We start from the raw sequence: 23,711 nt of genomic DNA on the forward strand, positions 1-23,711 counted from the left end.
TGTCATTAGCCCGCGAAAGCGACCCGTAAAATACTTAAGACGCTGCTAGTCCCCAGCAACACCAACATCAATTTCATGCCGATCATGGCAGCTATTTTATAGCCTTCATGATGGATGTAATCTTCGATAACCACGGTCAACCCCTGCATGGCGTGCAGGAATGCGGTGAATACGAACAAGGTCAGCATCGTGGTGGTAAACGGTGTGGCAAACCATGCTGCAACAGTGGCGTAATCGTCGCCTGAGTGAGCTGCAACGGCAAACACGACCCACAAGGTCAGTGGAATTAATGCAACCGCTGTCACGCGCTGCATCCACCAGTGTTTAACGCCATCACTGGTCGTTCCTAAGCCGCTGGCACGTTTAAAAGGTGTCAATAAACTCATTGTAGCAATTCCTCAACAGGGTTTAGGCGACAAGCCAAAGCAGAATCGTTAGCGCCAAGGATGCGCCCACCATAATTTTACCGCTCTTGTAAACGGTGGGCAGATCTAAGCCAAAGCCGCTGTCCCACATCAAATGGCGAATGCCGTTGCTTAAGTGGTAAAACAATGCCCAAGACCAGAAGAACAATACCAACCTGCCAAACCACGAACCGAGGATGGCATTGGCACTGTTAAAAGATTCTTCACCCCCAGCTATACTGGTGAGCCAATACGTCACTAGCAGTGTGCCCACAGCTAAAGCAGCACCCGTTGCGCGGTGAAGAATAGACAGCACCGAGGTGAGTTGTGGCTTATACACCTGCAAGTGGGGTGAAAGCGGTCGTTTGTTCGCGGTCTTCATGAATAATCCCCGTTGATAGAAAGTCGTGTTTGCGGTCAGCTTTCCGCTTGCGGCATCTCTTCCAGCATCTTGCGGGCATAATCCCGCGAGGCACGGATGTGATGGCGCATCAGCGTTTCCGCCATTTCCCCATCGCGCCGCTCAATGGCGGACACAATCAGGTTGTGTTCCTGAAACGCCTGCTCGCTGCGGTTGAAGCCGGACTTGAGACGGAAGCGGTAAAACCGCACGAGGTCGTACAAGTCCTGACACAACATGCGAATCAGGCGTCTGTTTTTGCTGCCTTGAATAATGGAGAAGTGGAAATCGAGGTCAACATCTTGCTGGGAGTAGTCCTGATGTTGAGCAATTTCGGCTTGGTGGCGTGCTAAAATCTTGCGCAAACGCTCCAATTCCTCTTCTGTCATGTTCTCAGCAGCTAACCGTGCAGCCATACCTTCGGTGGCTTCGCGGATTTGATAAATTTCCATCAGTTATTCTGTGGAAAATCCGATGATGCGTGCACCAATATTGGGCTTGCGTGTCACCAAGTTGCAGTTTTCCAGCTTGCCAATGGCTTCACGCAATGAGCCGCGACTCACCCCGTAGGAAGCTGCCAGTTCTGGCTCACTAATTTTCTTTCCAGCGGGGATCTCACCCTCCAGAATGGCACGTCGAAGATCAAGGAATAATTTGTCTGCAATCGTTACCGGATCTTGCAATTTGCAAGCAGTCAGAAAAGCCATGGTGCTACCTCGTTTTGTCGACATCTTGTCTATTGTGTTGACAATAATACCGCGAAACAGCGTTTTTTCAAGAAAAACATCCTGACATTGTTGACACTTTAAAGCTATAATGTCGACACTATAACCAAGAAATGACAGTGTTTGACCTGAAAAACGGGGTAGCAATGCACATCTGCATACCAATGTGTCGACAATGCACTAATTTGCTGCACCGCGTCAAGTCACAAATGTTTGATATTTACCATCAATGTAGGTTGGAAACATGAACAAAGGAGACGGGCAGGCTATGGCTTGGAATGCGGATACACAATTAGACGGTAACAGCGTCCTGTACCTAGAAGAAATGTACGAACGCTATTTGCAAGATCCCACGGCAATCCCGACGAGTTGGCAGCACTATTTTGATGCACTGCCACAAGTCAATGGACACGATCGCGATACCCGCCATTCCTTAGTGAAAGACTATTTCCGTGCGTATGCAGCTAAGCCACAAGCCTATGCTGCACCTGCTGCCAATAGCGGCGCTGATCTGGAACATGAACGCAAGCAAGTAAAAGTGTTACAGCTTATCAATGCTTACCGTTTCCAAGGACACTTCCACGCAAAAACGAATCCACTGGATGAAAATGCCCCGGCTTTCGTTAAAGAGTTGACGCTGGCTTACCATTCCCTCAGCGAAGCTGATCTGAACACTACCTTTAACACAGGTTCATTGTGTGCACCGGATCAGATGACCTTGCGGGACATCGTGGCGCAATTGGAACAGACGTATTGTGGGCATGTTGGCGTGCAATACATGCACACCACCAGCACCGAACAAAAGCGTTGGATTCAGCAACGTCTGGAAACAGTACGTTCCAAAGCCGCTTACAGCGCCGATCAAAAACTCGAAATTTTGGATCGCCTTACCGCAGCGGAAGGTTTAGAGCGTTATTTGCATACCAATTACGTTGGGCAAAAACGTTTTTCATTGGAAGGCGGCGAAAGCTTAATCCCCATGCTCAATGCCTTGATTCAACACGCCGGTAAGTTGGGTGCGCAAGAAATGGTAATCGGCATGGCGCACCGTGGACGTTTGAACGTGCTGGTTAACGTCTTAGGTAAAGCCCCTGGTTTGTTGTTCGGCGAGTTTGAAGGCAAATATGCGTTCAGCGGTCGCACGGGCGACGTGAAATACCACATGGGTTACGCGTCTGACATGATGACACCGGGTGGTGCGGTGCACGTAGCGATGGCGTTCAATCCGTCGCATTTGGAAATAGTGGGACCAGTAGTGGAAGGAGCGGTTCGCGCTCGGCAAGACCGTTGGACTGAAGACAGCGATAACAAAATTGTGCCAGTGGTGTTGCACGGTGATGCTGCTTTCGCAGGGCAAGGTGTGAACATGGAAATGCTGCAAATGGCAGATACCCGTGGTTATCGCACAGCAGGTACGATCCATATCGTGATCAATAACCAAGTCGGCTTTACCACCAGTGCAGCAGCGGATGCGCGTTCCACTTTCTATTGTACCGACATTGCTAAAATGGTGGATTCACCTGTCTTCCACGTTAACGGTGATGACCCTGAGGCGGTGTTGCTGATCACGCAAATCGCGATGGATTATCGTGCTACCTTCAAGAAAGATGTGGTGATTGACTTGGTGTGCTACCGCCGCCACGGTCATAACGAAGCGGATGAGCCATCCGCAACGCAGCCAGTGATGTACCGCAAAATCCGCGCAATGGCGAGTACGCGTGAGCGTTACGCTCAGCAATTGACCGTTGAGGGTGTTATTACGGCGGAAGACGCACAAGAACGCGTGCAACGTTGTCGCCAGCAATTGACCGAAGGCGCACCAACTGTGCCCTACTTGCTGGAAAAAGGCGAAGTACAAAACCAGCATCCAGTGAACTGGAAGAAGTTTGTGGGTGGTCAGTGGGATATGCCTGCGGATACCACCATTACGGCTGCGAAAGTGCGTGAGCTGGGTGAAAAACTCACTATTGCACCCGAAGGCTTTAAGCTGAATTCGCGTGTCGCCCGTATTGTTGCTGACCGTAAGAAAATGGCGGCTGGCGAACAGGCAATGGACTGGGGCTTCTGCGAAAATCTGGCTTATGCCAGCTTGATCGAAGCCGGTTTCCCGATTCGTTTATCCGGTGAAGACTGTGGTCGTGGTACGTTTTTCCACCGCCATGCGGTTTTCCATGAGCAAGAAACGGGCGAAACCTATATACCTTTGCAGCATTTGACCCCTGAGCAAGAACCTTTCGTGGTCATTGACTCGTTGTTGTCAGAAGAAGCGGTACTGGGCTTTGAATACGGCTACGCTACCACTGAAGCGAATACCCTGACCATTTGGGAAGCGCAATTCGGTGACTTCGCTAACTGTGCGCAAGTGGTTATCGACCAGTTCATCAGTTCTGGCGAACAAAAATGGGGTTTGCTGTGCGGCTTAGTTATGTTGCTGCCACACGGTTTTGAAGGTCAAGGACCAGAACACTCCTCGGCACGTTTGGAACGTTATTTGCAATTGTGCGCTCAAGATAATATGCAGGTGTGTGTGCCGAGTACGCCCGCGCAAGCCTTCCATATGTTGCGTCGCCAAATGGTGCGTGATTACCGTACTCCACTGATTGTGATGACCCCGAAAAGTCTGTTACGCCACCCGTTGGCGGTGAACAATATGGCAGACCTGACAGAGCGTGGCTTCCAAAATGTCATCGACGAAATGGATGCACTTGATCCACTCAACGTCACGCGTTTGGTCATGTGCAGCGGCAAGGTCTATTACGATTTGTTGGAACAGCGTCGTAAATCCGGTTTGGATCACGTTGCCATTGTGCGTATCGAACAGTTGTATCCCTTCCCCGAAGCGGATATGAATGCGTTGCTGGATAGTTATCCAAACATCGACGTGAATGTCTGGTGTCAGGAAGAGCCGTTGAATCAAGGTGCATGGTTGAGCATTCAGCCGTCATTGCGCACTGTGTTGGGTGGTTTGGCACGTTTGGATGTTTCCAGCCGTCCGGCATCGGCATCGCCAGCGGTCGGTAGTTCAAAAGTTCATGCTGCACAGCAACAAGAATTGGTTAATAATGCCTTAGGAATTATTGTGTCATGAAAGAAGGAAGCGTTATGCCATTACTGAAGCATTATCACGATGCCATCAAGGAGGGTGCGATCCAGCAAGATCCTGCTCAACTCGAAGGTATCAAGGTATTGCAGGAAGTCTGGAATGGCTTGCTCAGACCTGTGGAGCAAGCGCCTATGTCGCGCTCGCGTGGGTTGTTGGCGATGTTTTCCAAGAAGCATAACGTTTCTGCTGTGATTGAGCCGGTGCGCGGCGCTTACCTATGGGGCGGCGTCGGACGCGGTAAGACGTGGTTGATGGATATGTTCTATGCCCGTCTGCCACTGGCGGAAAAGCGCCGGATGCATTATCACCATTTTATGTTTTTCATCCATGAAGAGCTGAAAAAACTTGCACACCATCGTAACCCGTTGGAAGCGATGGCGGCGCAATTGGCACAGGAAGTACGTTTGCTATGCATTGACGAATTTCATGTGATGGATATTGTCGATGCCATGTTGCTACACGGCTTGTTGGATGCGATGTGCAAGCACGGTATTACGGTAGTGACGACCTCGAACCGTCCACCGGATGATTTGTATTTGAACGGTTTGCAACGTGAACGTTTCTTGCCTGCGATTGCGTTGCTGAAAAAGCACACGCACGTTGTGGAGCTGGATAACCACATTGATTACCGCATGTTGAAACACGTCAGTCATGACAGTTTTCTGGAAGACGATGACGCAGTGCTGGTGGAACACGAGTTGGAAAAGTGTTTCGCGGAGCTGGCAACGGGCAGGGTGGTGATCGGGCATGACATTGAAGTGCAAGGGCGCATTTTGCCAACTCATCGCGTGGCTGAGAATATTGTGTGGTTTGATTTTCAGACCTTGTGCGAAACAGCGCGTTCTACCAGCGACTATATCGAATTAGCGGAACGCTTTGATTACATTGTGCTGTCTGGGCTGCATGTGTTGACTGAAGAGCATGAATCGGCAGCACGCCGTTTCCTCAACTTGATCGACGAATTGTATGATCGCAATGTGCAGTTCATTTTCTCGACGACGATTGCGCTGGAAAACCTGTATCAGGGGCATCGGCTACGTTTCGAGTTTCAGCGGGCGTTGAGCCGCTTGAATGAAATGCAGAGCGATGATTACCAGCAAGTGCGTTTGGGGTAGGAATACGCTTGGCTGACTTACTGATGATCCATCGATAGATAAACCCAGATATCTTGCGTAAAGAAATATTCCTGCACCTTTTTGAGGCTGACATCTTGTTTACGTAAGTAACGTTCTAGCCATGTTTGCAGACGTTGTGCGTTAGTGGTTTTTACTTGCTGCCCGTTATCAAGGGTCAACATACCTTCGCCAGTTATCCAATGGCTTGCCCAAGCAGATTCTTCGCCTTTCATGCGAGTGAGATTTTGGCCTATCAAGACGGTTAGATCAGAAAGGTTTTTTTGATTGTCATCAGAAGCAGGGATGAATCTGACTTTTTTCCAGTGCGGGTAAGTGACCAAAACGGGGAGATTTTTCAATTTTCCCTTGTCGGACAAGATCGTTAGTCCGCCTGTTTCCCTAAATATGTACTGAGTCCCATCGCTTATTGTGCTGCCTTTGCTATGAGAGTGTGAGTCTGATGATTGATAGGTATCGCGTGTGTTGTGACGCACATACCATCTTTCTATTTCATCTGGGGTCAGGTCAAAGAATACGTATTTCCAATCCAGTTCATCAAATTCGATACCCGACAGTTTGTTTCCAGTCTTAATAATAAAATCATAGAACCCCATTCTGCTGTCGTAAGCACCTTTGTAAAGTGTGACATCCGTTCGCACATCGCTTGCGAGAAAGTCATAGAGGGCGAGGTGGTATTCTTCTGTATGAAATATTTTTGCGGTATCGGTTATATATTCGATAGGTGCTATAAAGCGAAATCCGTTGTTTTCTTTTTGCAAAATAACCTTGTATCCATCTTTACCCTTGTTACGGTAACATTTGTAACCTGCTTCATGGTAATGGTCATCGACCAAGATAAGTTGCCCTGCATATCCTTTTGGAATTGTATTGAAGTCAGGTGTGTTTTGATTTGATATAGAACATAGGGCTTGCCAGTGCTTTTCAAACAGTTCTGGCTCAATCAAACCGTCAATGTCAGTGATAGGGGGCGGTTTCAGCTTGCCACCATTAACGCGTTGCCACCAATCTGGAGAGCTTGGCTTTGCAGTTATGGGGTAAGAATAATAGTATCCATCGTCCGCTAATACGGGGGAGGATATCCAAAGTGCAGCAAGGAAAATAATTATCAGGTATTGTTTATATATAGTTGGTTTTACCATTTTGCAATTCTCGCTCTAATGTCTCCCCGTTCGATAAAACCATCATTGTCACCATCTTTTTCATTTATTGAGATGTTTGAGTTGTAGCTCCTTACATCAGTTGCAGGAATGACAATGGCATCAGCATCTGGTGGAGACTTAATGCCTTTTGGATACAATATTAATAGATAAAGGTTTTCCAAATTCAGATCAGCGAGATTTACACCTTGGTTGCGCGCCTGTTTTTCTAGATATTTTTCAGCATATTGAAATTGTTCAACCAATGATGCACTTTTGATCGTTTCCCATGGAACGCCTATGTCATTTGCAGCCTGTCGTGTAAATTGAATTAAACCAAATGCGTACCCATCCTCATTTTGTGTTGTGGTATCAAACTTCCCTCCTGTTTCTACAGCCATTAGTTTCATTAGGGTGTTAGGTTCAATGCGGTGTTTGTTACAGAATGACAGCAGTTCAGATGTAAACTCACTCGCTTCTTCAGGGTAGCGTTTCTGAACAGTACCCATGTACTGAATAGGGTGTTTTCCTTGGATGGCGGCTTTTTTATTAGCTTGTGTATTTAATGGCTGTTTATTTTTGTTGCTGTCTTGTTTTGCCTTGCTTTGTAATGCATCACCGAGAATGCTTGCTGGAATATCTACGGTATTGTTGCCGGGGAGCAGCTTGTCTTGATTTTTGCTAATGTATTCAGCGATTTTGTCTCGCAAGCCGGTATATTCAGGCGTATTGAACGTTTTGTATTCTTTTTTGATGTCAGAAGATTTATTGATAATGTCGGCTGAACATTTCCATGCGGTTTTATCATCAGTACGACAATTAAAACGGTATATTTCCATTGTATTGCCCCATCCATGAGTGGTTGCTAAGACTTAACATACTACCAGTCTGGAGATTCTCTGCCTAATGATCGTTAGCTCGTTTATCTGGAATAATATACCGAATATTCTAGTGTTGTTTAAATAAATAGGGTTTATTTGTGTGGAAATACCACCTGCCAATAAGGAAGGTGGTATTTTTTACGTGGTTGTCTCACCTATACAGCGATGGAATTACTTTATACAACAGAACCGTCGGCATTCATCCCTTCGATCTTTTCGCTCTCTTTCGGCAACATGTGTTCGCGTTTCAGGCCAAACAGCAGCAGCAGTGGCGCTGCCACCAATACCGATGAGTAAATACCAAACATAATCCCGATAGTGAGTGCTAAGGCAAAGTTATGCAGAGCTTCACCACCAAACCACAGCATGGACGTTACCATCGTTTGCGTGGCTAAGTGGGTAATAATGGTACGCGACATCGTGGTAGTAATCGCACTGTCGATAATGTCGGGAATGGTTTCATCGCGCATGGTACGGATATTTTCCCGAATTCGGTCAAACACGACCACCGATTCGTTCACCGAGTAACCCAATACCGCCAACACACCTGCCAATACCGTCAAATCAAACTGCCATTGGAAGAAGGCAAACAGCCCCAGAATAATCACAATGTCGTGCAAGTTTGCAATCGCTGCAGAAACCGCAAAGCGCCACTCGAATCGGAAGGCGAGGTAAATAATAATACCCGCTGCCACCAGAATCAGTGCCAGCCCGCCGTTTTCATACAGCTCTTGCCCGACTTGCCCGCCGACAAAATCGACTTTGCTCAGGGCAACATCAGGGGTGCTGGTTTTCAGCACGCCCATGATTTGCTCGCTGACTTGGGCGCTGGACACGCCTTCTTTCAACGGCAAACGGATCAGTACATCCTGCGTCGAACCGAAGTTTTGCACGGCAACCTCATGGTAGCCGGTGGCTTTGATGGCTTCACGGATGGTGTCTAACGGTGCGGCTTGTGCGTAACGCACCTCCATTACCGTACCGCCCGTAAAGTCTACGCCTAGATTCAAGCCATAAAACGCCAGCGCAAACACCGAGAACAAGAATGTTGCCAGTGAAGTCGCGGTAGTGATTTTGCCATACCGCATAAACGGTATGCTTTTAGTGAAATGAAAAAACTCTAACATGATACAGCCCCCTTAAATGGCGATCTTTTCTAGACGTGATTTAGAACCGTACATGAGATTCACCATCGCACGGGAAACGGTAACGGCACTGAACATGGAGGTCAAAATACCCAAGCACAACACCACCGCGAAACCTTTGATTGGGCCAGAACCCAGCATAAACAGGGCGATACCCGCGATCAAGGTCGTCAAGTTGGAGTCAAGAATAGTGCCCCACGCGCGGTCATACCCAGCGAAAATGGCTTGTTGTGGCGGTGCGCCTGCGCGTAATTCTTCACGAATACGTTCGTTAATCAGCACGTTTGCGTCAATCGCCATACCCAATGTCAAGGCGATACCCGCCAAACCCGGCAAAGTGAGGGTTGCACCAATAATGGATAATAACGCAAACAGGAATAAGCCATTGACGGCCAACGCGAGGCTGGAAATAACCCCAAACATGCGGTAATACACGAGCATGAAAGCGACGACCGCGACAAATCCCCAGAAGTTGGAGTTAAAGCCTTTTTCGATATTTTCCTGACCCATGCTAGGGCCAACAGTGCGTTCTTCCACGATGTAAACCGGTGCGGCTAATGCACCATCACGCAGACCCATCGCCAATTCATGCGCTTCTTGCGGAGAATCTAAGCCGCTGATTTGGAAGTTTTTGCTCAATTGTTCTTGAATGGTGGCAACGCTGATGACTTCTTCCACTTGGTTGGTTTTCAGCACGGTTTTGCCGTCGATTTCCTGAGTCTCTGACACATTGCTGATCAACACCACCGCCATGTCTTTTTTGACATTTTCGCCGGTGACTTTGCTGAAACGTTTTGCGCCCGCGCTGTTGAGGGTAATGCTCACAATCGGCTGACCGTTTTGATTGTCACGCCCTGACATCGCATTGACGATGAATTCACCCGTCAGCATAACCTTGCGTTTGAGGAGGACATCGCGTCCATCACGGCTTTGATACAGTTGCGAGCTGGCCGGGACTTTGCCGGATTGTTTCGCTACCGTTGGGTCATTTTCCATGTCCACCAAACGGAATTCCAACGTAGAGGTTGCACCCAAGGCACGTTTGGCTTCAGCCGTGTCTTGTACGCCCGGTAACTGCACCACAATGCGGTTCATGCCTTGCTGTTGAATCACGGGTTCTGCTACGCCGAGGGTATTGATGCGGCGGCGTAAGGTGGTGATGTTTTGTTGCAATGCTGATTTTTGAATGGTGAGCAATTCTGTCTGCGCAATGCTGACTTGAATGTTCGTGCTAGCTACTACCGGCGTGAATTGCAAGGCGGTGCTGTATTCCTCACGCATGATCTGATCCGCAGCATCACGGCTAGGCGCATCGGGGAATTTTACCAGCAAGGTGTCGCCTTGGCGTTCAATGCCTTGGTATTTGATGTTTTTGCTGCGCATCAAATCGCGAAATTCGTCGTCATAGCGATTGAGCTGCTTATCCACGGCGGCTTTCATGTCGACTTCCATCAGGAAATGCACCCCACCGCGCAAGTCGAGACCCAAGGTCATCGGGCTGGCATTGATGGCACGTAACCAACTCGGTGTCGTTGCCGCCAAATTCAGAGAAACCACGTAGTTTTCACCCACCGCTTCTTTGAGCGCTTTATAGGCTTTGCCTTGGGTGGTGTCGTCACTAAAGCGCAATACGCTGAGTTTACCGTCATTTTCGCTGGCGGTTGCGGCTAGCCCTTGCGCTTTCAGTACGGTGTCAAACTGCTGCATCGCCGCTGGGTCAAGCAAGATTTGCGCTGTTTTGGGGACGAGTTGCACCGCATAGTCAGGGTGGAAGAAGTTGGGAATAGAGTAGAGTAGCCCGATCACCAACGTTGCGGCGATCATCAGGTATTTCCAGAGTGGATAGCGATTCATTGTTATAGGATTCCGTGTGGGTTGGGTGTGAGGGGGCTGACCCCTCACTCACCTTTTTAAGCGCCTTTCATCGTGCCTTTAGGCAGGACAGAAGTAATCGCTTGTTTTTGTACTTTGATGACGACGTTATCAGCAATGGTCAGTTCGACAAAGTTTTCGTTGATGCTTGCGACTTTGCCGAGTACACCACCGCCGGTGACGATTTCATCACCTTTACTCAACGCGTCCAGCATTTGCTTGTGCTCTTTAGCACGTTTTTGCTGAGGACGAATAATCATGAAATACATAATGGCGAAAAAAACCGCCATCATCAAAATCATTTCAATGCCACCACCCGCTGGTGCGGCAGCACCTTCAGCATGAGCGTTAGATATCAGAAAGTCCACGTTCAATCTCCTTGAATGTTATTTTCGGTGGCTATTATGCCACCTCCCACGGAAAAGCGATAACTTGTTTCAGGTCATTCACTTGCATTCGACACATCAGGATACGGTCGACCCCCAATGCCACGCCTGCGCATTCTGGCAAGCCTTGTTCGAGCGCCGCAAGAAACCGTTCATCCACGGGGATGTCGTCGCCACGTGTTTGGGCATCTTGTACCAGAATCAACCGATTCTGCGCAGAATCGGTCTGTTCCTGATAGCCATTGCCGAGTTCCAACGCACCAAGATACACCTCGAAACGTTCTGCTGCTGTTTGCCCATCAACGTTTGTAACCTTCGCTAATGCGCTTTGACTGGCAGGGTAGTGGTAAACGAAGGTTAATTGGTCAGTTGGGAAATGCGGTTCAATGCAATGGGTTAACAGCAAGTCCCGCCAACTTTGCGCGGGCATGACGCCGCTTAGGTTGATCCCGTGCGCACGGGCGCAGGCGGACAGTTCCGCTTCTGTTGCAAGATGGGGATCAAGTCGCAGCGTTTCAAGGAACAATTCGCGATAGCTACAAAAACGCGGCGGCTTGGCTAAGTGCGGAATCAGCGTGTGCAACAGTTCCGCGACTTCCTGCATCAGTTGCTGCCAGCTAAAGCCGAGGCGATACCATTCCAGCAAGCTGAATTCGGGGTTATGGCGCGTGCCGCTTTCATCGCGTCGCCATACTTTGCAGAGTTGGTAAATGTCGCCTGCACCTGCCACCAGCAAACGTTTCATCGGGTATTCCGGCGAGGTGTGCAAATAACGCAAGCCGTGCGGCGTATTGACGCTGAAGCTGTCAATGAACGGGTCGGTATTGCCCGCTTGCGAGAGTGCCGGGGTTTCGACTTCCAGCACATCGCGCTCGGCAAAAAAAACGCGCACCTGATGGTTCAGGGATGCGCGTTCGTGCAAGGCGGTTAGATTCACGCTTTGACGCGGGAAACGTATTCGCCAGTGCGGGTGTCGATTTTGAGGATTTCGCCTTCTTCCATGTAAAGCGGGACTTTGACGACAGCGCCAGTTTCCAATGTAGCCGGTTTTGTGCCGCCAGTAGCCGTATCACCGCGTACACCTGGGTCGGTTTGGGTGATTTTCAGTTCGGCAAAGTTGGGTGCAGTCACTTGGAGCGGTACGCCGTTCCACAGGGTGACGATGCACTTTTCATTGCCTTTCAGCCATTTGACAGTATCAGCCATCGCGGTTGCACCCGCTTCGAGCTGTTCAAAAGTGGCACTGTCCATGAATGTCCAGTTTTCGCCGTCGGTATAGAGGTATTCCATATCGCGGTCTTCCACGTCAGCACCTTCGTGGGTTTCTGTGGATTTGAAAGTTTGTTCGATAGTACGTCCGGTTTTGAGGTTGCGGACGCGGGCGCGGGTGAAGGCTTGACCTTTACCGGGCTTGACAAAATCGCTTTCCACGACAGTGTAAGGGTCGCCATTGAGGATAATCTTCACACCAACTCTTAAATCATTGCTACCATAGGTGGCCATTAGTCCGTCTCCAAAATCATCTAAACGTAAAATAGCCCGCTATGATAACCGGAATCCAGATAAAAAATCAGGTAGAAATTGGCATGAAGTTACATAATGCCGTATTGTATATACAATCCTTTATATTCAATACAACGGTGGTGTGAAATGGCACTCAGCATTCGCAACGAACGCGCCGAACAGTTGGCTCGCGAAATCGCGCAACTGACGGGGTATAACATGACTTCCGCTATCATTATGGCATTAGAAGAAAAATTGGAGCGTCTGCGGCGTTTCCGCAGGGTGAACAGCAAGCTGGATGAGATTATGGCGATCTCTCGGCGTTGCAGTGCTTTGCCTAATCTTGATACCCGTAGCCCCGATGAAATCCTCGGTTATGACGAACACGGGGTAAATACCTTGTGGTAATTGATACCTCTGCCATTATCGCCATTTTATTGGGTGAACCAGAAGCCGAAGCTATCTCCAGAGCTATCCTCGATGACCCCAAACGTTTGATGAGTGCCTTTTCCTTGCTGGAATGCAGCATCGTGATTGAAAGTCGCAAAGGCGAAGCTGGCGGGCGTGAGCTGGATTTGCTGCTGTACCGCTTGCAGGTTGAAATTGTGGACATGAATGCCGAACAGACGCAGCTTGTCCGCGAAGGTTGGCGGCAATTTGGGAAGGGGAGGCATCGTGCCGCGTTGAATATCGGCGATTGCTGTTCGTATGCACTGGCGAAGTACGCGGGTGAGCCGTTGTTGTTCAAAGGTGATGATTTCAACCATTCGGATATTCCTTATGTTGCTTTCTAAACAAACACCGATAGCCGTTTGGCAGCGTGAACTAGCAGGTGCAGTGCGTGATCCGCTGGTGCTGATGCAGGCGTTGGGGCTGGAAGGGAGAGGTGTGAGCACGGACGCTGCTCGCCAGTTTCGCCTGCTAGTTCCTCACAGCTATATCGCTCGTATGAAGCACGGCGATTGGTACGACCCGTTGTTACGCCAAGTCTTGCCGTTGGATGACGAGTTGCAAGTAGTGGAAGGCTTCAACTACGATCCCGTCGGCGATCAGCACGCGTTGGTGGCAGAGGGCGTATTGCACAAGTATCACGGGCGGGTGTTGCTGGTAACGACGGGCGCGTGTGCGGTGCATTGCCGTTACTGCTTTCGGCGGCATTTTCCGTACAGCGACTCGAATCCGGTGAAGGGCGAATGGGAAGGCGCGTTGGCGTATATCCGTGCTAATCCCGATGTGCGCGAAGTGATTTTGAGCGGTGGCGATCCACTAACGCTTTCCGATGAACGTCTAGCGCTGTTTTTCGGGCAATTAGCAGAGATTCCTCATGTAACGCGGGTGCGGTTTCATTCACGTTTGCCTATCGTGTTGCCGTCGCGGATTGATGCGGGATTTTTGCAGGTAATCGCAGCCATTCCACAGCAAGTGGTCATGGTGATCCATGCCAATCACGCGCAAGAATTGGCGGCGGCGGATGTGCGGCAAGCGTTAGCCGCGCTCTATGCAGCAGGCGTAACGTTGCTGAATCAGGCAGTGCTATTGCGCGGTGTGAACGACAGTGTGCAGGCACAGGTCGAGCTGAGCGAAAATTTATTTGCCCAGCGTGTCTTACCGTATTACCTGCATGTGCTAGATCGTGTCGCAGGCGCGGCGCATTTTGAAGTACCCGACGCTGAAGCTGTGCGTTTGCTCGCCGTCGTTCGCCAATGCCTTCCCGGTTTTCTCGTGCCCAAGCTGGTACGTGAAGTCGTAGGCGAACCAGCGAAAACGCCGGTCATTTAAGGGCTAAGGTGCTCGGTCGCGGCAGTACGCATGGCTTCGCTGGGGGCGTAATTTAATGTCACCACTTGCGGGCAACGTTGGCAACCCGCGACACCTTCCTGTTGCCACCAGCGGCAAGTACTACGAATCGCACAAGGCGCGAGTTTAGCCACCGCCATCGGCACAAGCGTGACGACCTTGGCGGCTAATTGGCAGGAAGATTGCTCGCCATTGAAATGTTGACACCCTGTCGTGGCGCAAGGCGCGGCAAACCGAAACACTTCGGTCGGGTCTACTTCGCCCGCCAATTGCAAGATTTCATCCGTGATCGGCTGGGTTTGATCCAAATAAGCCACGTCAGGGCGTTCTGGCGTTCCCCCAACAACCGCGAATAATACAGCATCGACTTCTTTATGGTTGGCGCTGGGGCAGAGTGTCTTCATTTCAGTGGACATGGTGCAGCTCTCAGCAAGTGGCTAACGGTGCGGGTTGAACCGTGATACCGCCTGCAACGACGGGTGGTTCGAGCGGTTTGGTAGGGGCAGGCATACCACCTGCAATAATCGGCGGTTTAGTTGTGGGCGGCGGTGTGGCAGGTTTGCCCCCAGCGATGACGGGCGGTTTGGTTGTTGGCGGTTGTTTGGCAGGTTTGCCGCCTGCTACGATGGAAGTGGCACAATTTGACAGCAAATTACCGAGATTTTTCTCAGTCTTTTCACCTACATTCGCCGTATTACCCCGCGCATTTAAAGCGCGAGTTTGCCCTTGTTGGGCAAGCCGTTGGATGTCTTGTGACCCAATGCAGGTCGGTTTGTTCTGGATAGCGTTAGTCATCGGTATTACTCATTTATTTGTGTAGAGGGACGTGTTAACCACAAAAAAATCGTAGCGGTGAATGCTAACCCGTGTGTGTGTCTTACGATGAAGCCGCCGATTCTGGTGACGGTTGGTTTGTTACAGGCATGAGGTACGTCAGATTGTTTTCCCGTGCATCGCCCGACAGCAAGACTTGTTTCACCACTGCGCCTTTCTGCAAATACACTAGAGCCACATTGGGGCGGCTGGTGATCCAGTTCAAATCCATCTGCAAGCTGATGCGCCAATTTTCGATTTTGATGATGCGCCAGAACAGGAAGATCTTCCACCACGGTTTAAGCGGTGGTGGTTGGTCGGTTTGTCCCGCAATGCCATTCACTTCCACCGCCCAAGTGTTGTAGCGGAAAAAGCGCCAGAAAAACACCCGTTCCCACCACGGCAAGGTTTCAGGGCTGCACGCACCGAGACGCACTTTTACCGTCCAATTGGCGAGGAACGTTTCTAGCCAGCGCCCTGATTTGGGCGTATTGCGCATCGCACTGCTGGTGAGTTGCAAGCAGTGCAGAGTCGGGGAATAACACCAGTTGTTGGTGTCTGATGGCGGTTCATGCAAATTGCTGCGGTTGCTGTAATTGGCACGGTTGGCGAAGCTGTAATGCACATCGCCTGACAGAAACGTGACGTTGCGCAACTTCATGCGCATCAGCAAGGTGTCGAGGAAAAACGCAAAGCCGCGCCGATTCGCTACCCAGCTTTCCACGTCCATGCCGCTGGCACTGAATAGACCGGTGAAACCGCCCAGTAATACGCCGATGCGGTACAGCACATCTTGCAGCCATTCGATGGAAGAAAAGCCGAATACGGGTGTTCCCGTGATGAAAATCGGGGTTTGCTGCTGATTGGCAATGTCCAGCCATTCGCCGCGCATGGCATCCAGTGCGTAACGATCCATCAATTGCGGCGGTTGGTTATTGCTGCCGAAATCGCGTTGCGTGCGTGAATCCATCACAAAAATCGGCGGTGTGGTGGGTAATACAAAGCTCCAGCGGCGGAATTTCCACAGGCGAAAATCGAATTCAGCGCATTTACGCCGATCAGTGGGGTCATCCAGATGATCTTTAATGACGCGGATAAAGCGCTCATTATAGTTATCGGGGTTGTTGCCCCAGCCTTGGAATGCCCAATACGCCGCCAGCCCATTGGAAATGACGCGTGTGCCATTGTCACTGCTACTCAGTTTGTCGTACCAACTGCGATTGAGATTCCAGTCATCGGTAATGTCATGGTCGTCAAAATTCATGTAGGTGACGGTGTTCGCCAAGGCTTTGCGGGCTTGCGGCTGGCTGTCGAGGAAGGTTTGCAAGCTCAGGCGTTCAAGGTCATCAAGGTCGTTGTTGGAAAAGTGCGTCAAATTTTGCCGTGTCGCCGTGTATTGAAAGCCGACGCGATTGCCGAATGTCACCAAATACAAGGCGGCGTATTCCCCAAAACTGAGGACGTGCGCGTGTTGCGAACTGGAGGTTAAGCCGCAGCCTTTTTTAAAGGTGGCGATGTGCTCTTGGGTATTGATGCTGCACACGTCACTGCCATCGGGTAGTAGGATATTTTTGCCCATCAGTTGCAGGGAGAGGGCTTGCAGGTAGGGCATGAGTTCCGGCAGCACATCATCTGCGTAAATCTGGTCACCCACCAGAAACAGCATCGCAGGACGTTGGCTGAGGTCGTGTTGGGTGTCTTCCAACTGGTCGGTGAGCAGGGCGAGGGAATCGTGGTGCTGCACTTTGCCGTCATCATTGAAGGCTAAACCGTGTGCTTTGCGGCATGAGCCGTAGGCAATCACACCGAGCTGGCTGGGAATGTAAAAATTGGGGTGAGTCGCGCCTTGCAGGCACACATCGCTGAGATCCAGTGGTTGCTGAAGGGTTTTGTCAACAATGGCATAGCACAATAGGGTGTCGGTAGGGAATGTGCCTGCGTCATCGAGTGGCAAGGCTTCCAGCAAGGTGAACCAGAGCTTTGCGCCGAGTTGCCAGCTTGTCGGGGTGACGCGAGCGCGGCGGCGTGGGGGTTTGGGGTCGGGTGGTTGGCTAATGCGTGTGCCGTTGGCATCCAGAATGCGTAATTCCAGATGGCATTCGCTGCTGGTTGCCAGCCAAACGTTGGCACTGTCAACGGTGACGCGCCGCAGGATAGGCCCTGCGAGGATGCGCGGCAGCGGGGGTAAGTCGGGGAGTATGGCTTGCATAGTAACGCCCTGTGTTGTTGTGTTCTTACCCAAGCATAGGACGCTTGCGCCTATTTTGCTTTGTGTTTGCGGAAATCCCACGGGGCTTCGGGTTGCTTTTCTTTCCATAAGCCGCGTTTGGCTTTGCGGGCTTGCTTTTCGGCGGCGGCGTAAGCGGTTTGATCGGCCTCGCTTTGTTCTTTGGCGTAGGCGGTGTAATGCCAGCCACAGCCGTTTTGAATTTGGGTGAGCGCGAGGTCTTTGCCTTCGACGGTAACTTTGCCGAGGACGCGCCCGTAACGGTCGAGCTTGTGCGCTTCTACGTTCGCGGTGAGGTTGACGGCCTGTGTCAACAGGTCTTCTTTGCACTTTTGCCCGTAAGGTTGGGCTTTTTCGGGTGCGTCGATACCTTGCAAGCGGATTTTGTATTGGCGTTTGTTGCTGGCAAGCACGGTGATGGTGTCGCCATCGCTGACACCCACGACGCGCCCTTGGGCTAGCAATATGCCGTCGTTGGTGATGGTCGCACCGGGGGGGAGTTGCGCTTGCAGTTTGCTGTCAGGCTTGCTGTCGAATTTGTCGAGGCAACCGACGAGGAGCAGGGCAGTGAGGGTGATGGTTAAGTAGCGGGTCATAGTGTTACCAGTTAAGGGTTGGCTTGCAGGGCGTTGCCGTTGAAATGGATACCTGCCCAGCCGTGGCGCATGAAGGTGCGGATATTGGCGTGGTTGGTGTCGGTGGGCGTGGCGAGTACGTCGCGGTAGTGTTCGCCGAAACAGGCGAGGGTTTGCGTTGCGCTTAAACCTTGCAGGTGGGCGAAGGCGAAGAGTTTGCATGAACCTTCGTTTGTGCCTGCGGGGTTGGTTACGGTGTCGTCGCCGCTGCCGTTGGTGAAGGTTTGCGGGGTGTAGGTGTAGTTTGCCGCAATGGTGGCGAGTACGTCGGCGAAGCGGATTTGTTCGGGGGCGGTGGCGAGTTGGGTTAGGAGGGTGTTCAGGGTCATGGGTGTCTCGTGTGCATGATGATTTGATGCCGGATTATAACTGATTTGCGTGGCTGCTTGCCTGTGCTATGTTCAGGGGTAACGATGTAAGGGAAATGAGCCATGACAGCGCAACCTGCTTACCTGTTGAGCGAAGCGGAATACCTCCAGCGCGAACGCCAAGCCGAGTTCAAAAGCGAATATTTGAACGGCGAAGTCTATGCGATGGCGGGGGCAAGTCGCGAACATAACCAAATTTCCACCAACTTTGTGGTGTCGCTGGGGGCGCAACTGCTGGAGAAACCTTGTGGGGTGTACTCCAGCGATATGAAAGTCAGGACTCGCACCGACAAAATCAACAAGTTCAGCTACCCCGATGTGGTTGTGACTTGCGGCGATGAGCAATTTGAGGATGAAAGCGGCGATGTATTGCTGAATCCGCTGGTGATTATTGAAGTTCTGTCGGCATCCACCGAAGCCTATGACCGTGGGCTGAAATTCTTCCACTACCAACTGCTCCCGTCTTTGCAGGAATATCTGTTGGTGGCGCAGGATTATTGCCGCGTGGAAAAATACCAGCGGCAAGCGGATAAGCAGTGGGTCTATTCCGAGTTTCATGACATGCAGGATGTTGTGGAAATCAGCACGCTGCAATGTCGGGTTAGGGTGGCAGATATTTATCGGCGGGTGTTGTAGGAGAATGTTATGCCTTTAGCGCGTCAACTGTCGGGGCAATACCTTAGCGAGGCTGAGTATCTGGATGGTGAAAAACTTGCTGCTGAACGTCACGAATACGTGGATGGGCAAACTTACCTGATGGCAGGCGCAAGCAAGCGGCACAATCGTATTGCTAGAAACTTCATTAATCGAATGGAGGATGCAGCCAACCGCAAAGGCTGCGAGGTGTTTTTCTCTGACGTAAAAGTGCGGGTAGCAAAATACAAAACCTATTATTACCCTGATGTGGTGGTGAGTTGTTCGGCAGATGATGAGGCTGATGAATACTATTTTGAAAAGCCGTGTTTGATTGTTGAGGTTGCCTCTGATTCCACCATTCGTAAAGACTATATGGAAAAATCCTTGGCTTATCAGAGCATTGCTTCCTTGCAAGCCTATCTGGTGGTTGCGCAGGATAAGGTGCAGGTGGATATGTTGGTGCGTTTGGCGGATGGTAGCTGGGGATTACAGCAGTTCGATCGGTTGGATGATGAAATTGCGCTGCCTTGTTTGGATATGGTGTTGAGTGTGGCGGATATTTATCGTCAGGTATTGGCAGAATGAAGCGGGTGTTGATTGTCGGCTTTCTAGCAGTACAGGGTCTTGGATATGTGCTGTACGATTATTTGACCGTAGATAGCTGCTTAGATGCTGGTGGGAAATGGGATTCAGATCGAATGGCTTGTATCAAGTAATCTTCCGCAAATCTTTCAGTTCTCTATCCAGTGCTTCCGGTGCGGAATCAACCAGCGGGATGTTGTACTGCTGGCATTCGGCGATGAAGGTAAAACGGTCAACACCTGCAAACTCGGATGCAGCACCCGCCGACAAACTTCCCTCTTGGAACATCATCAGGGCAGCGTACAATTTGATGCGTTTGCCTAATTCTTCGGGGGATTGGTCGATAAGGTATTGATCGGGAATGTCTAACGTGATTTGCATGGTGTGTTCCTGCATGAAGCAATTAGGTAAGCGTAGCATGTTTCCCCCAGAGCGTTTCAATCGGGATGGCGACGGTTTGCCAGCCGTGCTATGTTCAGCATAATGATGGTTGCAGCAAAGGATAGTCATGCCCCGCTTGGATATTTACCACGAAACGGTCAAACATGCTTTGGTCAAGGACGGTTGGACGATCACGCATGACCCATACAAACTGACCATTGGCAAGAAACGCCTGTTCGCTGATCTGGGTGCGGAAATGCTCCTCAGTGCAGAAAAAGGTATGCGCCGGATTGTGGTTGAGATCAAGAGCTTTACGGGTGCATCCGATGTCAACGATTTGGAGCAGGCTATTGGTCAATACGTCCTGTATAAACAAATCATGCTGCAAACCGAGCCTGATCGGGAATTGTTTCTGGCTGTCACCAATAAAGTGGCGAATACCATTTTCTCTGTTGAAATCGGTCAGATATTACTGGATGGCAATATTGTTAAAGTTCTGGTGTTTGATCCTGAAAGCGAGGTCATTACGCAATGGCTACCGAATTGAATTACCCTGAAATCATCAAGAAAATCCTGCTGGAATACCTCAAGTACGATTCCGCAGATGATGTTATCAAATCCAGTGTGAGTTTTGATGATGAGCATGGCAATTATGTTTTATTGCAAGCAGGGTGGCGTGGGGATGATTATCTGCAAGGTGCGGTTATTCATATTCAGTTGATTGATGGTAAGATTTGGGTGCAGTACGACGGTACGGAATATGGGATTGCTAATGAATTGATGGATGCGGGAATTCCCAAGTCAGCTATTGTGTTGGGTTTTCGACATCCATCTATTCGGCAGTATACAGGCTTTGCTATAGCTGGATAGCTACAACGTGCAGTTTTATGTCTAGAATCAAGCTTTTTCCTTTGGCATGTAGAATATGGAGAGTGCCTTAATGCAGCTAATTTCTTTTTTGCAATAAATATTGGAAAAAACATTACAACAAACTTTCACACGCCGGGCATTTTATATTCAATGGTTCCATTGGCATCTGTGAGTGATAAGACCAATAATCCCCATTCTTAATAAGGCGCGTATTACAATGATGGCAATGGTTGTAAGTGGTAAAATGTTTGCAATCATTACATTCATACCAAGAAGCTTTTATATTTCCAGTGGTTACTGGAATTGATTTTAAGTCATGAGAACCACAGGCTATACAGAAATTAATGGACTCTACATCATCTGATTGAGAGCGGTCAAGTTTGTTATTCTCAACCCCATATTGTAAGAACATTCCTATTAGGCGCTGAAATTCATCTAGATACCTAATTCTAAGCACTGGATTAGCGCAGATTGCACCGTACTTATGATAATTTTTTTTACGTAGATCGGCATCCCAATTAAACATTTTTAATTCACCAATATAACTATTATCAGCCCATATTTGTGGCGATATTTTTTCATGAATCGCATTTTGAGAAGGATGCAGAATGAATACAGCATTCTTGCCACCTTCACTATAATCCTTACTTTCATATAGCTCTCTGATCACAGCAGAGATACCACCACGTCTTTGCAAAATATCATCAGAATAAAATTTTGCATCCATTACAAAGCGTTGTTTTAAGTCTTTGCTTTTATCCTTTTTATTACAGGTGACATCCATAACAAAATCAGGAGTTTTTCCATTGCTGAGTTTAGGTTCATACCATAGCTTTATATGCCGCCCTACATTGTTATTAGTAAAATCTAGACTTTCATTACGGTTGTTTGTTAACGCTATTTTTAGAAGCTTACGTTTCCAATCATGTGATGGGCTATAGTGATAATTTTGTAATAATACCTTGATTATTTGCAATAAACACCAGCGTTCATATAGTAGTGGCATATTGATCAAGCCGATTTCATCAACTTTTTCTAAGGATAATAATAAATCCTCGTCGCTTAAATTTGTTAGCTCACGTAATGCTTTGTAGCCAGAATGAATCACTTGGTAATGAGGATTCTGTACAAAAGTCATAGAATTTGGAAAAGTAGGTGATGGCTTTATGTTAAGTTGCTTAAATTGATCTAGAATTACTTTAATTTTTTTCAATTTCGGTTCAAGAAATTCATATACTTGTTCTGCTTTTTTATGTTCGCTCTCATGAATTTTTAGTCGATTTTGTATAGAGAACTTTTCTTTTTCTTGTTCATCCAGTTCTTGTTTGCTGAGTTCTTTAATCCATCCTTTAGTATCGAGGTCTATAGCCAACCCCCTCATTTTTATGAATTCGTTTTTTCTTTTTTCAAAATTAACCACCCTAATTACTTCAATATTTTTTAATTTAATTAGCTTGTAATTATGCCAGCGCACATCATTTTTTGACACGCCAGTGCTATAATCAAGTCGAGCATCTGTTTTATATTCAAAGCCTTCTTCTAATAAGTTTTGATAATGTTCGTTTCCAAGATTTAAGAAAACGTTTCTTTCTCCTGCCACTCGTTCAAACCAGACATCATTTAACTGCCGCTTCACACCCACAAAATAAGATTTACCATCGCTTGTTTTTCCTGTGATTTGTAAATACCACTTGTTTAATTCCGTGAATTGATCTTTATCATTAATCAGATTTTTTAGTTTTTTATTTAATGCATTGTTTATATGTTCAATATTATATGACTTCTTAATGGCTTCTAAATCTTTGCGCACCAAGTTTTTATCAATTTGTCTCGTATTGCCAAAAGAATAGTATCGTTCATTTAATTTTTCGATTGCTGATTCAAAGCGATTTTTTTTGCTTTGAGATATTACTAATAACTGCCGTACAATTTTATAAATTCTTTCTAAGGCAAATAATATATATCTATTTTCCGGCACATTATAAACTGGATTGGTTGCTCTGCTAGTTAAAAGATTACTGTCGCCTTTTGTAGCAATTTCCATGAATGTTCGAGATATAGGCTTGACCGTTTTTCTTGGTTTAAGTTCTTGATTTTCACGTAATTCTGATTTAGGATTTTTTAATATTTGTTGAGAGTGAGATATTATATGACTAATTAAATGAATGGTTTCTTCATTTATGCCGCCACTTTGTGTTGTTTTCGCTTTTCCAGTGACATAACTATGTTCATCTAGGATTAATTCCCATAAATCACTTTTAAAATCCGATAAGTAGCGATTTAATTGTTTTGCTGTGAACTCTGACGATCCAATATTTACTTGACATATTTGGTTTTGTAAAACAACCGTTAGTTTTCCAGCAGTTCTGTAGGTTTTGCTTTCCCAACGTTTATCTTTTGCTATCCAGAAATTAGCTTCAATCCACCATTCTTTACCTGTGTCTTTGTCAGTGATTTTTTTAAGTGGAATTTTAGTGCCATCTGCCCCCTTAATATAAGGGGAAAACAAATTGTTTTTTAAATATCGAAAAGCTAATTGTCCATGTCTAATGCCATCTGCTTTTGGGTATATCACGGTATAGCAAAGAAACTGTTGAAGTTTGTCATCAAACTCTACATTCAATAAACTAGAAGATTCCTTAATGCTAAGGATCGTATCTTCATTATACCAACTGACATCAAGATACGTTATTTCAAATATTGCTTGCATA

Annotated in this window: 25 protein-coding genes and 1 pseudogene; 9 read left to right on the forward strand and 17 right to left on the reverse strand. The window is 48.3% G+C overall.

Features of this window, described 5'->3' with window-relative positions; translation table 11 throughout:
- Nucleotides 1–5: 5 nt before the first annotated feature.
- The 3 genes and pseudogenes from sdhD to J1836_RS21935 all read right to left on the reverse strand — a co-directional run bounded on the left by sdhD (nt 6) and on the right by J1836_RS21935 (nt 1,511).
- Nucleotides 6–386 carry a succinate dehydrogenase, hydrophobic membrane anchor protein gene (gene sdhD, locus J1836_RS01490; protein WP_207249501.1) on the reverse strand — a complete coding sequence of 127 codons (381 nt, stop codon included), beginning with the start codon at nt 384–386 and terminating at the stop codon, nt 6–8.
- 22 nt (nt 387–408) lie between these two features.
- Nucleotides 409–786, reverse strand: a complete 378-nt coding sequence (gene sdhC / locus J1836_RS01495; RefSeq protein WP_207249502.1) for a succinate dehydrogenase, cytochrome b556 subunit — start codon at nt 784–786, stop codon at nt 409–411.
- Nucleotides 787–821: 35 nt separating this feature from the next.
- Nucleotides 822–1,511, reverse strand: a pseudogene (locus tag J1836_RS21935) (GntR family transcriptional regulator).
- 262 nt (nt 1,512–1,773) lie between these two features.
- Here J1836_RS21935 and J1836_RS01505 point away from each other — a divergent pair.
- Together J1836_RS01505 and zapE are read left to right on the forward strand one after the other, a co-directional pair.
- Entirely contained in the window at nt 1,774–4,617 is a 2,844-nt protein-coding gene (locus J1836_RS01505; RefSeq protein WP_207249503.1) for a 2-oxoglutarate dehydrogenase E1 component, read from the forward strand.
- A 14-nt stretch (nt 4,618–4,631) separates the two neighbouring features.
- The gene (gene zapE / locus J1836_RS01510) at nt 4,632–5,747 is read left to right on the forward strand and encodes a cell division protein ZapE (protein WP_207249504.1); all 1,116 of its coding nucleotides are present in this window, start codon (nt 4,632–4,634) and stop codon (nt 5,745–5,747) included.
- 17 nt (nt 5,748–5,764) lie between these two features.
- Here the strand turns inward: zapE and J1836_RS01515 are convergent, their stop codons facing one another.
- From J1836_RS01515 to efp, 7 genes are all read right to left on the reverse strand, one after another.
- A complete protein-coding gene (locus J1836_RS01515) occupies nt 5,765–6,907 on the reverse strand; it encodes a hypothetical protein (RefSeq protein ID WP_207249505.1) in 1,143 nt (380 codons plus the stop codon).
- Complete coding sequence (locus J1836_RS01520; RefSeq protein WP_207249506.1) at nt 6,901–7,743, reverse strand: hypothetical protein; 843 nt, start codon at nt 7,741–7,743, stop codon at nt 6,901–6,903. The genes J1836_RS01515 and J1836_RS01520 overlap by 7 nt, the downstream gene beginning before the upstream one ends.
- Nucleotides 7,744–7,961: 218 nt before the next feature.
- Nucleotides 7,962–8,912, reverse strand: a complete 951-nt coding sequence (secF, locus tag J1836_RS01525) for a protein translocase subunit SecF (RefSeq protein ID WP_207249507.1) — start codon at nt 8,910–8,912, stop codon at nt 7,962–7,964.
- A gap of 12 nt (nt 8,913–8,924) precedes the next feature.
- On the reverse strand, nt 8,925–10,784 hold the full coding sequence (gene secD, locus J1836_RS01530; protein WP_207249508.1) for a protein translocase subunit SecD: 1,860 nt from the start codon (nt 10,782–10,784) through the stop codon (nt 8,925–8,927).
- Nucleotides 10,785–10,840: 56 nt separating this feature from the next.
- Nucleotides 10,841–11,170, reverse strand: a complete 330-nt coding sequence (gene yajC, locus J1836_RS01535; RefSeq protein ID WP_207249509.1) for a preprotein translocase subunit YajC — start codon at nt 11,168–11,170, stop codon at nt 10,841–10,843.
- Between the two features lie 34 nt (nt 11,171–11,204).
- A complete protein-coding gene (epmA, locus tag J1836_RS01540; protein WP_207249510.1) occupies nt 11,205–12,125 on the reverse strand; it encodes an EF-P lysine aminoacylase EpmA in 921 nt (306 codons plus the stop codon).
- Nucleotides 12,122–12,691, reverse strand: a complete 570-nt coding sequence (gene efp / locus J1836_RS01545) for an elongation factor P (RefSeq protein WP_207249511.1) — start codon at nt 12,689–12,691, stop codon at nt 12,122–12,124. The genes epmA and efp overlap by 4 nt, the downstream gene beginning before the upstream one ends.
- A gap of 147 nt (nt 12,692–12,838) precedes the next feature.
- Here efp and J1836_RS01550 point away from each other — a divergent pair, with 147 nt between their 5' ends.
- Genes J1836_RS01550 through epmB form a run of 3 tightly spaced genes read left to right on the forward strand, consistent with a single transcriptional unit; the run spans nt 12,839 to nt 14,470 of the window.
- Entirely contained in the window at nt 12,839–13,099 is a 261-nt protein-coding gene (locus J1836_RS01550) for a type II toxin-antitoxin system VapB family antitoxin (protein ID WP_207249512.1), read from the forward strand.
- The gene (locus J1836_RS01555; protein WP_207249513.1) at nt 13,093–13,485 is read left to right on the forward strand and encodes a type II toxin-antitoxin system VapC family toxin; all 393 of its coding nucleotides are present in this window, start codon (nt 13,093–13,095) and stop codon (nt 13,483–13,485) included. Before J1836_RS01550 ends, J1836_RS01555 begins: the two co-directional genes overlap by 7 nt.
- A complete protein-coding gene (gene epmB / locus J1836_RS01560; protein ID WP_242632689.1) occupies nt 13,472–14,470 on the forward strand; it encodes an EF-P beta-lysylation protein EpmB in 999 nt (332 codons plus the stop codon). The genes J1836_RS01555 and epmB overlap by 14 nt, the downstream gene beginning before the upstream one ends.
- Here the strand turns inward: epmB and J1836_RS01565 are convergent.
- From J1836_RS01565 to J1836_RS01585, 5 genes are all read right to left on the reverse strand, one after another.
- Nucleotides 14,467–14,904 (reverse strand): nitrogen fixation protein, encoded by a 438-nt coding sequence (locus J1836_RS01565; RefSeq protein WP_207249515.1) that lies wholly within the window; start codon nt 14,902–14,904, stop codon nt 14,467–14,469. The genes epmB and J1836_RS01565 overlap by 4 nt on opposite strands.
- Nucleotides 14,905–14,914: 10 nt before the next feature.
- Nucleotides 14,915–15,283 carry a hypothetical protein gene (locus tag J1836_RS01570; RefSeq protein WP_207249516.1) on the reverse strand — a complete coding sequence of 123 codons (369 nt, stop codon included), beginning with the start codon at nt 15,281–15,283 and terminating at the stop codon, nt 14,915–14,917.
- Nucleotides 15,284–15,365: 82 nt separating this feature from the next.
- A complete protein-coding gene (locus J1836_RS01575; RefSeq protein ID WP_207249517.1) occupies nt 15,366–17,510 on the reverse strand; it encodes a metallophosphoesterase family protein in 2,145 nt (714 codons plus the stop codon).
- A 50-nt stretch (nt 17,511–17,560) separates the two neighbouring features.
- Nucleotides 17,561–18,124, reverse strand: coding sequence for a thermonuclease family protein (locus J1836_RS01580; RefSeq protein WP_207249518.1), 564 nt, complete (start codon nt 18,122–18,124; stop codon nt 17,561–17,563).
- Nucleotides 18,125–18,135: 11 nt separating this feature from the next.
- Nucleotides 18,136–18,492 carry a HopJ type III effector protein gene (locus J1836_RS01585; protein WP_207249519.1) on the reverse strand — a complete coding sequence of 119 codons (357 nt, stop codon included), beginning with the start codon at nt 18,490–18,492 and terminating at the stop codon, nt 18,136–18,138.
- 102 nt (nt 18,493–18,594) lie between these two features.
- Here J1836_RS01585 and J1836_RS01590 point away from each other — a divergent pair, with 102 nt between their 5' ends.
- A complete protein-coding gene (locus tag J1836_RS01590; RefSeq protein ID WP_207249520.1) occupies nt 18,595–19,167 on the forward strand; it encodes a Uma2 family endonuclease in 573 nt (190 codons plus the stop codon).
- Nucleotides 19,168–19,176: 9 nt separating this feature from the next.
- Nucleotides 19,177–19,752, forward strand: a complete 576-nt coding sequence (locus tag J1836_RS01595) for a Uma2 family endonuclease (RefSeq protein WP_207249521.1) — start codon at nt 19,177–19,179, stop codon at nt 19,750–19,752.
- A 123-nt stretch (nt 19,753–19,875) separates the two neighbouring features.
- Here J1836_RS01595 and J1836_RS01600 read toward each other — a convergent pair whose 3' ends face one another.
- Nucleotides 19,876–20,130, reverse strand: a complete 255-nt coding sequence (locus J1836_RS01600) for a UPF0175 family protein (RefSeq protein WP_207249522.1) — start codon at nt 20,128–20,130, stop codon at nt 19,876–19,878.
- A gap of 127 nt (nt 20,131–20,257) precedes the next feature.
- On the opposite strand from J1836_RS01600, the gene J1836_RS01605 reads away from it, so the two are divergent.
- Both J1836_RS01605 and J1836_RS01610 read left to right on the forward strand, forming a co-directional pair.
- Nucleotides 20,258–20,677, forward strand: a complete 420-nt coding sequence (locus J1836_RS01605) for an element excision factor XisH family protein (RefSeq protein ID WP_207249523.1) — start codon at nt 20,258–20,260, stop codon at nt 20,675–20,677.
- Nucleotides 20,662–21,000 (forward strand): XisI protein, encoded by a 339-nt coding sequence (locus tag J1836_RS01610; RefSeq protein WP_207249524.1) that lies wholly within the window; start codon nt 20,662–20,664, stop codon nt 20,998–21,000. Before J1836_RS01605 ends, J1836_RS01610 begins: the two co-directional genes overlap by 16 nt.
- A gap of 112 nt (nt 21,001–21,112) precedes the next feature.
- Here J1836_RS01610 and J1836_RS01615 read toward each other — a convergent pair whose 3' ends face one another.
- Nucleotides 21,113–23,710 carry a nuclease domain-containing protein gene (locus J1836_RS01615; protein WP_207249525.1) on the reverse strand — a complete coding sequence of 866 codons (2,598 nt, stop codon included), beginning with the start codon at nt 23,708–23,710 and terminating at the stop codon, nt 21,113–21,115.
- Nucleotide 23,711 lies beyond the last annotated feature (1 nt).

This window comes from Thiothrix fructosivorans (assembly GCF_017349355.1).
Taxonomy (GTDB): domain Bacteria; phylum Pseudomonadota; class Gammaproteobacteria; order Thiotrichales; family Thiotrichaceae; genus Thiothrix; species Thiothrix fructosivorans.